General features: G+C 60.5%; 6 protein-coding genes. 2 read left to right on the forward strand and 4 right to left on the reverse strand.

Translation table 11 applies throughout. The features are described from left to right. The 3 genes from AC2FNJ_RS10485 to AC2FNJ_RS10495 all read right to left on the reverse strand — a co-directional run bounded on the left by AC2FNJ_RS10485 (position 1) and on the right by AC2FNJ_RS10495 (position 3200). Positions 1-1914 (reverse strand): HAD-IIIC family phosphatase, encoded by a 1914-nt coding sequence (locus AC2FNJ_RS10485; protein ID WP_496764178.1) that lies wholly within the window; start codon positions 1912-1914, stop codon positions 1-3. Positions 1915-1925: 11 nt separating this feature from the next. Then, on the reverse strand, positions 1926-2168 hold the full coding sequence (locus AC2FNJ_RS10490) for an acyl carrier protein (protein WP_496764179.1): 243 nt from the start codon (positions 2166-2168) through the stop codon (positions 1926-1928). Between the two features lie 117 nt (positions 2169-2285). Beyond that, complete coding sequence (locus tag AC2FNJ_RS10495) at positions 2286-3200, reverse strand: glycosyltransferase family 2 protein (RefSeq protein WP_496764180.1); 915 nt, start codon at positions 3198-3200, stop codon at positions 2286-2288. A gap of 215 nt (positions 3201-3415) precedes the next feature. On the opposite strand from AC2FNJ_RS10495, the gene AC2FNJ_RS10500 reads away from it, so the two are divergent. Further along, complete coding sequence (locus AC2FNJ_RS10500) at positions 3416-4315, forward strand: glycosyltransferase family 2 protein (protein ID WP_496764181.1); 900 nt, start codon at positions 3416-3418, stop codon at positions 4313-4315. A gap of 22 nt (positions 4316-4337) precedes the next feature. Here AC2FNJ_RS10500 and AC2FNJ_RS10505 read toward each other — a convergent pair whose 3' ends face one another. Then, positions 4338-5117: a sulfotransferase family 2 domain-containing protein gene (locus AC2FNJ_RS10505; RefSeq protein ID WP_496764182.1), complete on the reverse strand. Its 780-nt coding sequence runs from the start codon at positions 5115-5117 to the stop codon at positions 4338-4340. 387 nt (positions 5118-5504) lie between these two features. Between AC2FNJ_RS10505 and AC2FNJ_RS10510 the strand changes: the two genes are divergently transcribed. Next, the gene (locus tag AC2FNJ_RS10510) at positions 5505-6173 is read left to right on the forward strand and encodes a class I SAM-dependent methyltransferase (RefSeq protein WP_496764183.1); all 669 of its coding nucleotides are present in this window, start codon (positions 5505-5507) and stop codon (positions 6171-6173) included. The last annotated feature ends 236 nt before the right edge of the window (positions 6174-6409 follow it).

The following is a 6409-nucleotide window of genomic DNA, read 5'->3' on the forward strand; positions in this document are numbered from 1 at the left end:
TCAGCAGGCCGCGACGGGAAGCGGTCCGTTCAATGTCATGGGCAAGTCCGACGGGGGGGAATAGCTGGACAGGTCAAGCTGCCAGATCGTGCGGCCGTCGGCTTCCTCGGCGCATTTTGTGAACCCCATCTTTTTGAAATGATCGGCAACCATCCGGTTTTTTTCCGTTGGTATGTATTCTCCCTTCAGACGGGCGGCGCCAGCCTGGCGCGCCGCCGTAGCGACAAGCGACAATGCGGCTTCATCGACGCGGCGCCCCAGCACCCGGCAGCTCATGAGCCAGGTGTCGCACACCCATTCCTCGCCCCCCTTGCGGAAAATCAGCACGGAAATCATGCCGTTGTCCCCGAACTTGTCCGCCAGTCGAACCTGGAGCGTGAACAGGGAGGGATCGTCCTGCATCCGCGCAACATCGGCCTCGGTGTAGCGGCGTGTGGTCAGGTTGAACTGGTTGGACTTGTTGATCAGCTGTGCAATCCGGGTACGTCCGAGATCGTCGAAACCCCGGGCGTCGCACACCATGTCCAGCGATCTGAGATATTCCCCGTAATCGCCTATGGTCTCCATCGCCACGCTGCGGGCGGCATTGGCACGGTACTGTTCCGCCCTCAGGGCGTCTTCTGCCGAAAGGCCGGTGGTCTCGAAATACCCGGCCTGCGCAAGCGCCGCGGGATAAAAGGCGGGCTCGTCCGGCAGTTCCGGCACCGCGACTTCGGGAAGCATCTGCCGGACACGCTCGCGCTCGGCCGGATTGTCGTCAAGAAACGCCAGGGCATCGGTGCCGATATTGAGCAACCGGGCAATGTGCCGGATGTTGCTGGCCTTGTCGGTCCAGTTTGCGATGAAGACGGATATGTCCTCTTCCCGCAAAAGCATGTCGGGGTGTTTCTGGAACGGCAGCCGCGCCGCGTCTTCCTCGTTCTTGGAGCACACGGCCAGAACCACGCCGCGCGCCTTGAGATCCAGCGCATAGCGCTGCACCGCGAGAAAGGCTTCACCTTCGGCCGTGCCCTGGCCGATGCGGATGCCATCGAGACCGTCATCCCCGATCACGCCGCCCCAGCAGGTATTGTCGAGATCCAGCACCAGGCATTTGCGGGCCTTGCCGCGCAGCGTCCCCAGAAGCCGCCCGACATGATCGGCATAAAGCGGAACGCAATCCAGCGAGAACGGGATCTTGGCCCGGTGCCAGTAGGCAGGGTCGAACCAGCGCCCCCGGCCCACCGTGTCGGCCAGAGATGCGACGTCTAAAAGAGTGGCCGCATATTCCTCGGCGAGAACGGTCAGACCGTCATTGAAAGCCGCAATCTGCGCGGAGACCGAGCCAGGCGCCCGCCGGTCGTAATGCCCGCACCAGGGATCGGGGGGAATGGGAAGCGTCTGCAGGATCACCGTGGCAACACCGGTGCGCTTGAGCCCTTCGAGCAAGCTACGCATACGCGCCAAGGCGTCGGTAACCGCCTGATCCGCCCGGGAGGTTTCCATGTGAACCGATGCAAGCCCCAGGCTGCGATAGTCCGGCGCGAGAAGGGCCATGTCCGCATCAAAGGCGGCCAGACCGCTATCCGGGTTCAGGATCTCCTGTGTAGCCTGCCCGTAGTCCGGCAGATAGAGCGTGGCAAGAACGCCGTGGCGCAGCGCGCTGGCGCGGATCGCGGGCGCAGTGTACTCGGTTGTCGCATCCGCAAGTACGGCGAGGCGAACCGTCGAAAGGGGCGCGTCCTGCACCTGTTCCGGCGTCAGTCGCCCCAGGGCCCGGTCAAGCTGCGTCAGTTTGTTCAGGTCGAGCGCGTGGTTCGCCAGGACGGCCAGATCTCCAGCCGCGGTGTTCGGGTCAATCGAGCGCAGGAGGGTGCGGAAATCGGGCGGCGCAGGGCGCAGCCAATGGAGCTCTTCGATGGAAAGGGTGGCCATGATTCACTCCGTTACTCCGTTTTTTCTTGAATGTAGTTTACGAGGTCTCCAACGGATTTGAGCGCCTCGATCTCGGCGGTCGAAAATTTGAAACCGTAGTGCTGCTCGATCGACACGACGAGACGGATATGGCTCAGACTGTCCCATTCCTCGATATCGTCCGCGGTGGTCGTATCCGTCAGGGACAGGTCGTCGAGATCGAGAACGTCGGCGAAAATTTCGTTGAGATCGTTGAAAATGGATTCTCTGGTCATGGCGCTCTTTACCGTATTTGCACTGATAGATTTACATAAATCGACGCGGGAATTTGTACTCCATCTGCGTCGGGAGACAAGCCGTTTTACCATGGCGGGGGTCAGAGCGCATGCGGATCAACTCCCCTGTCGCCACGCCGCGGCGGCGTGGGCGTCCCGGCCCAGCATCAACCCGAGCATGCGGCGGCACCTGAACAGCCGGATGCGGGTCAGGCACCAGAAGGCCAGAAGCCGTTCGCGCAAACCCGAGATGCGGTCGGAGCGCATGATGCGCACAACCTCTCCCAAGGGCGAGGCCGCCAGAAGCAGCGCACGCGCGCCCCAGCGCAGGCGCCCGTCCCACCCCGATATCTCCGCGAAATCATGGCCGATCTGCCGGTCCCATTTGCGGCTCAGTTCGCTGAACGTCCCTCGTGCCGGGGTTTCGATCGCGACCTGCGGCACGTAGCCGATCTTCAGACCCAGCGCACTGGCCCGGCGGCCCCAGTCCATGTCCTCGGCGATGGTGATCCCGGCAAAATCGCCCACCGTCCGGAACGCCGCGCGCCGCACGCCCATGTTGCAGGTCGCGGCGTAGCCGTCCCGCGTGATGTAGAGCTGCATGCGGTATCCGTAAACGCTTTCATAGGCTTCGATGGCCGTGACGGTGTCGGGATCGGCGCGGGAAATGCCGACGGCGCCGCCGATCACGTCCACCTCGGGGTGGCCGTCGAAATAATCGACGATGCCTCTGACCCAGCCGGGCTGGGCGATGCAGTCGCAGTCTATGAAAGCCAGCAGTTCCGCCCGCGCGAGAGCGGCTCCGCGGTTGCGGGCCGGGCCGGGGCCCGGGGTGGGCTCGCGGGTGCTGCGAACAAACGGAAAAGCGTCACAGACCGCGTCGGGTGGCTCCGCCGAACCGTTGTCGACCACGATGACCTCGAAGGACACGCCGTCCCCGGTCTGCCGGGCCAGAGCCTCCAGGCAGTCGCGCAATGCCTCCGGAGCATTGAGGTGTGGAACGATAATGCTGAGCTGGAGCGTGTCGCGCATGATCTCGACTGTATCTGGTCCTTCGCGGATGCTACAGGGTCAGGAAGTACAAACCCAGCAATCCAATCGGAAATTGCGCCATTGTAGCGGTGCGTTGTGAATTTTTTGGCAAATCACGGGATTGTTTTGCATATGGAACCCTGCGGGGGTTGTTGATGGTGCAGGCAGAGGGCGCGTGCTATGCTGCACCGCAGATATTTTGAGTGGAGCGGTCTATGAGTGCAACCGTATCGGTTATTCTGCCGGTTTATAATCGCAGCGGTAGTCTCGAAGACTCGATGCGCAGCGTTCTCAATCAATCCTACCGTGATCTGGAACTGATCGTCGTCGATGACGCCTCGACCGAGGATCTGAAACCGATCGTCGAAGGAGTCGATGATGCCCGGGTCCGCTATATCCGGCGAAAAAAGAACGGCGGTGCCTCCGCGGCACGCAACACCGGCTTGGCGGCAGCGCAGGGGCGTTACATCGCTTTTCAGGACAGTGACGACCTGTGGTTGCCCGGCAAGCTGCAGATGCAGATCGATCTGCTGGAAGCCGCCCCGCCCGAGGTGGGTGCGGTCATCCATTCCAAGGTGCTCTACGGCAGCGGGTCCGACGGTTCCTACGGGGTGGGGCTGGTTTCGATGCGCCCTCCGCCGGACCGCATCATGAAGCAGCACGAGGACCAGGTCCGCAAATACCTGATGGAAAACCGTATCAGCCTGCAGAATGCCCTGTTCCGCCGCGACTGCTATCCCGAACCGTTGTGGTTCGATGACGTGACCCGTTCGAACGCCGACTGGGCGTTCAGCTCGTCGCTGGCGCAGCACACGAAGATTGCGGAATATCCCGAACCTGTGGTGATGGCGTTTTCGTCGCCGGACGGTATTTCGAAACTGAAGCGCGCCAAGGCGATCGGCCTGATCCGGATCGTGAAGCGCAACCGCGATGCCTATGCGCGTTATCCGGATGCCTACGGCATGATGATGTGGCGCATCGGCCGTATCCTGGCACGGCACGGCAAGACCAGAATGGCGCGCCGCTTCTATCTGACCGGGTTGCGGCACAATCCCGGGTACCTGTGGCAGCTTCTGAAAAGCAAGCTCAACAGGCTTGGCGCCAGGAACGCCTAAGCGCATGACCCGGCCAGTCGGCTCAGCCCTGCCACTTGCGGACCCGGCGGCGCATCCGGGTGGCAAACCGATGCAGCGGGCGTTTCGACCGTGCATGCGCGGCCGCGTTCTCCGCGAGAAATTCAGGGGTCAGCTCGGGGGCGGAGGCCAGCGGCGTCCGGCTGTCCGGCACGTATCCGAACCGTTCGAAATCGGCGGCATAAATCTCGGCGACGAGGGCGCGGTCGGATTCGTCCGGTGTAAACCGGCCCCCTTTCGGCGTACCGGCACGCAGGGCATGTCCCATGGCGCGCGGCTTGTCCATCGTGCCAGCCAGCCCGTCGAAATAGGGGATCAGGGCGTCCAGCCCGTGTTCGAGATGGAACACGGCACAGTCCGGCCCGCCCGGAGGCGGCAGGAAATCGACCTGGGGGCGGCTGTGATTGTCGTGCCGGTGCGGGTCCGTCACCCAGAGATCGGCCTCGGCCCGCAGCCAATCGCCGAAACTCGTGCCCGGGGCGATGGTTCCTTCGACCTCGGACTGGAACCGGTAGGCGCTGACGGCTCGATCCAGCGGATGGCGCACCACAGTGAAGATGTCGCTGAAGAAATCCGCAGGGAACAGCCGCGTCAACGCGGCCCAGTCCACATGCTGGGGCGAGGTGTTGGACCAGCGCCGATCCGGGTCCACGGACAGATATTTCCGGTCCAGAAGGGCCAGAGGCCCGAACCGGTCCAGCAGGTAGTCCTCGACCGAGCTGCCGGCACATTTCGGGATATGGGCAAAATAGACCAGATTGGGTCCGATGCGGATAATCGGCATAAATTAAACCTCCGGCCGCTATGAGTATGTTTTTACCGCCAGGGCGGTCCTGGTCCATCGCAGGAGATGCTAGGTGGGGAGTTTTGAGAGTGCAACAGGAACCGGTGGTGGATCAGAACGTCGAAGTGATTGACGTCGTGCTGGATGGCCCGAGGCGGGGTAGAGCCCCTTGGTCGTCCAAAGTAGGGGTGTTTCCTGTTCGGCAGCCACCGACAGAAACATTTCATTCGACAGCAATACCAAGTAACGAGGTTTCGGACCAACAAAATGACTTTGACATCAGGACTTTCGTAGTGCAGCGCCTCATGGCAGCTAAGATTATTTCACGGTTGCGGTTGCAAAGTTGTTCCTCTAACCGAAACCAAAGCGATTATTTAGGAGAGTTAGGTGAAAAAGAGCCAATTGTTCCTTTCCGCACAACAGCGTTTTCGCAGTAAGCGTTTCGCCCATGTAGAGCTTCTCATACGCGAACTTCTTGCGGATCAAAAAAGCATAAAGATTTTGGATGCGGGTGGGCGCGCGCGCTATTGGAAGCTTCTCCCAAAGGATCTGCGTAGTAGAGTGTCTGTCACAGTACTGAATTTTGAAAAGGATCTGGCGCAGTTTGATAATTCAGTCGACGGCTTGCTGGTCGAGTGCGCGACGGGAAATGCGTGCAACATGCCGGAGTTTGAAGACGGGTCGTTCGACCTGGTTCACTCGAATTCAGTCGTGGAACATGTCGGATCCTATGCGAACATGATCTGCTTTGCCAACGAGGTCCGGCGTGTCGGTCGGGCGTATTTTGTTCAGACACCCAATTTCTGGTTTCCCATCGATCCGCATTATGGCCGACCTTTTATTCATTGGCTGCCTGGTCCGCTCCGTGTAGGCCTCTTCCAAAAAACGTCGCTTGGGTACATGCCGAAGGTCGATTTTGAGCGTGCAATGGGACGTGGCGATTACATCAAGATTATTTCAAAAGGTATAATGCGCAAACTCTTCCCAGATGCGCGCATCGAAAAAGAGCGGTTTGCACTCATGACCAAGTCGATCATGGCAATCCGCAAAGTATAAAGATAGTTGGCAACAGGCATGTATGGCTTCTGATGAGTCCTGTGGCCCCATCCCACCAATTCGCGAACGACCAGTAAGTGCAAGATGTTGGCGCGGATCGGTAGGCCTGGGACCAAGATGTGCCCGAATGACAGCACCGCCTGCACCTGTGTCAGGATCAGCGCAACGACGGCGACCGCCCAGAATGAGATTTCTGATGTGGGATGAAAAACGCCGGGCAGTTTCAGGATGAGTTC

Source organism: Ruegeria sp. BHSB196 (genome assembly GCF_059613135.1).

Coding starts and splice junctions, on each gene's coding strand:
- AC2FNJ_RS10500 (WP_496764181.1), top strand. CDS start 3,416: ATGAGTGCAACCGTATCGGTTATTCTGCCGGTTTATAATCGCAGCGGT.
- AC2FNJ_RS10490 (WP_496764179.1), bottom strand. CDS start 2,168: ATGACCAGAGAATCCATTTTCAACGATCTCAACGAAATTTTCGCCGAC.
- AC2FNJ_RS10485 (WP_496764178.1), bottom strand. CDS start 1,914: ATGGCCACCCTTTCCATCGAAGAGCTCCATTGGCTGCGCCCTGCGCCG.
- AC2FNJ_RS10505 (WP_496764182.1), bottom strand. CDS start 5,117: ATGCCGATTATCCGCATCGGACCCAATCTGGTCTATTTTGCCCATATC.
- AC2FNJ_RS10495 (WP_496764180.1), bottom strand. CDS start 3,200: ATGCGCGACACGCTCCAGCTCAGCATTATCGTTCCACACCTCAATGCT.